At 31.9% G+C, this 2,913-nt stretch carries 3 protein-coding genes; all 3 read right to left on the bottom strand.

All coding sequences use genetic code 11. The features are described from left to right. Positions 1–203: 203 nt before the first annotated feature. Positions 204–701 (bottom strand): hypothetical protein, encoded by a 498-nt coding sequence (locus DWX91_RS16140; RefSeq protein ID WP_118539809.1) that lies wholly within the window; start codon positions 699–701, stop codon positions 204–206. 49 nt (positions 702–750) lie between these two features. Continuing rightward, positions 751–1,734, bottom strand: a complete 984-nt coding sequence (locus tag DWX91_RS16135; protein WP_118539807.1) for an AAA family ATPase — start codon at positions 1,732–1,734, stop codon at positions 751–753. Positions 1,735–1,819: 85 nt separating this feature from the next. Further along, positions 1,820–2,782 (bottom strand): hypothetical protein, encoded by a 963-nt coding sequence (locus tag DWX91_RS16130; RefSeq protein ID WP_118539805.1) that lies wholly within the window; start codon positions 2,780–2,782, stop codon positions 1,820–1,822. Positions 2,783–2,913: the final 131 nt, after the last annotated feature.

Genomic DNA, 2,913 nt, shown 5'->3' with positions numbered 1-2,913 from the left:
ATATTTAGGATTGATGCAATAACAACCAAATAGTAAGAAAATTGCTTTTTTATCTACCTGTTGATAAAAGTTAATTTGACTCACCGCCCTTCAATAAATCTCCCAAATTGGTAGAATATTTTTCATCTAATACATATTTAGGATTGATGCAATAACAACCAAATAGTAAGAAAATTGCTTTTTTATCTACCTGTTGATAAAAGTTAATTTGACTCACCGCCCTTCAATAAATCTCCCAAATTTATCAAAGATGCTTTATTTTTTTCAGAATTTACAGATGTAGGTTTTACTATCTTTGTTTTTATTTTCATGTTTGATAAATTGTCAACTTGCTTCTTTAATTTTTCTTGCTGAGAATAATACTCTTTTGCTTCATCATAATAATATTTAATCAGTGAAACTCCATATTTTTCATCAAATGCTTTTCCTAACACATCATGACAATACCATAGCGTATATGTCATCGCCGCATATGAATAATTGTATTCTGTTCTAAATGATTTTATTTGCTTCAACATAAATCCATTTGGCTTATCAATATGATAATTTTCACAAATAAAACCAATTAACTGTTTGTACTCTTCTGATTCTCTCTGAACTTCTTTAAAACAGTTTTCACAATATGTTTTTGATGAATATGTAAATTTTTCTTCTGGTTGAAGTTTCTTTCCACAACCTTTACACGTTGATAATCTAGGCATACAGACCCACCTTTAGAGAATGGGGAGGAAAATCCACCCCGTGTCTCATTTACGCTTTAATTCCATATTTCTGAACAAGTTCTTCCAGTTCCATAACGATAACCTTCGTAAGATCTAACTGTGTATCTCTCAAGGTATCAAACATTTTGACATTACCATTTTCGTCCAATCCAAGATTTTTCTGAAGAACAGCAGTTGCGTCATCTAAATGACCATTAGAAGCAAGTAATCCACCTAATTCAATTCCTTTTGCCTTAATTGCTTCGAAATCTTCCACTGGCGCGGTCTTATCAATGGTTTTGTCTTTAGTAGTGAAATCTCCTCCAAGATCTTCAACTGCCTTTTCCCATACTGACTTTAATTCTTTTACATTAATTTTTTCAGGAAGATTAAATGTATCTTTTAAATCTGGATACTTACTATTCTTTTTGAATGTAATGAATCTTTCATCTTTTTCACGATACATATAACCAACTAGAAATGCTGCTTCTCTACAATAACTAAATGTGTTTTTATTTAGCTTCATAGCATCACTTTCTACTTTCGTATCAAAATCTTTGCTATGTGCAGACTGAGCGATGCAATGTACTGTATATCCAAGACTCTGAATTACTCCAATATTTCTTAAAGCACTCTTAAAACGAAGCGTACCTTCACCATATGCTCCAACATCTTTAAGAATCTCAGCATCTCTATTTTCAAGAACATATCTTTCGCAAAATTCATCATATTTGTCCAGCGTATCAAGAACAATACAAGAGAAACGTTCCTTTAATTCTGGATTTTTTAACTGACCAATAATAGATTTTAAATCTGACATAGAATTAATTTTTACAGCCATAATTCCCGGAATGTTCTGGAATCTATCTTCAAACTCAAGAAAGAGAGGTTCTTTATCTGGATATAATTCTTTTAGAAATCTCATAAGAGTAGTTGTTTTTCCTACACCAGTATCGCCCATCCACACCATAGAATACTGAGTAAGATCAACAGATACATTATTTGGTTTTAAATCTAATAAGTTAGTATACATTTGTTAAATATCTCCTTTATGTATTTTATTTCTTACATTTATATTCTCTACTCAGATCAAATCTGAGTAGAGTTTTTATCTATTTCTATCTAGCAAACGGATTATAATTTGTTACAGGTGTTGTTGGCGGAGTTGACTGTTTTTGAAAACCTTCTGCTGTCTGAGAAGAAGTTGCTGTGCCAGCTTTAACCTCTTCCAATTTTGCGCGTCTCTTAGCTTTTAGAGCTTCTACAATTTCCTGAGAAAGATCGTGCTCGAATACTGTCGTAGGAGCAATACCAGACTTTACTTCATTTTTTCTAATGGGTACTTTGACTGTCTTTTTAATATCTGGACCAAATGCAGCTTTTTCAACCACCTCCTGAATCTCAGCAGTATTGATGACTACACCTGTAAGCTTAGTAAAACATCCCTCATAATATCCGGCACTTCTGAATCCTTCTGCCATAGACTTATCAACTTTCATTTCAATCGGAACAAGTGAATCAGCCTCATATTTGGCATCTTTACCAAAACCATCTGCTCTCTGAGCAATAGCGTTCATTGTTACAACAAGGTTTCCTGTTGGAACATCTTTTACAATCTCATCGGTAATCTTTTCAATAATTCCTTCTACTTCAAATTTTGCTTCGAGAATCGTGTTATCATAATCTTTCGGTTCTACTCGATTGATAAATCTAGCAGAAATTCTATTGGTTGTTACTACATTACCATTAGAACCTTTGAAGTCATTTACGGTAAATGATCCATCTGTAATAGAAATGATATCTGGAGTTTGACCTTCTTCCTTGCAATGCTCCATATCTACAAGATTTTCAATAGCATCCTTATATTCTTTATAGAAGAAACTTTCTTCTGATGTAAAATTTTTATTTTCATCTTTCTTATATTTAAAAGCAAAGAAATTTACATCATGCTCACTATTATCTGCTGTTCTCAATGTCAAAGAACCGCTAATCACTTCATCTCCTGCTTTCGTAGTTCTTTCTTCAAGTGCATTTTTTACTAGCTGTCCTGTGATTGTTACTCTGTTGATTAATTCTTTCATCTTAAATTTTCTCCTTTTTTGATTAAAATAAATTTATGTAAATATTGTTTAAATAAAACAATCTATATGAACGCTTTAACAAGCGAAAATTAAGGGAATATTATTTAAAACTTTTAGGATCTATATGAAAT

It is taken from the genome of Clostridium sp. AF22-10 (assembly GCF_003478725.1).
Lineage (GTDB): Bacteria > Bacillota > Clostridia > Lachnospirales > Lachnospiraceae > Otoolea > Otoolea fessa.
This window is presented reverse-complemented; position numbering and strand designations above follow the sequence as displayed.

What these genes read in the sequence shown, in the direction of transcription:
- DWX91_RS16135 (WP_118539807.1), bottom strand. Translation starts at nt 1,734, where the DNA reads ATGTATACTAACTTATTAGATTTAAAACCAAATAATGTATCTGTTGAT.
- DWX91_RS16140 (WP_118539809.1), bottom strand. Translation starts at nt 701, where the DNA reads ATGCCTAGATTATCAACGTGTAAAGGTTGTGGAAAGAAACTTCAACCA.
- DWX91_RS16130 (WP_118539805.1), bottom strand. Translation starts at nt 2,782, where the DNA reads ATGAAAGAATTAATCAACAGAGTAACAATCACAGGACAGCTAGTAAAA.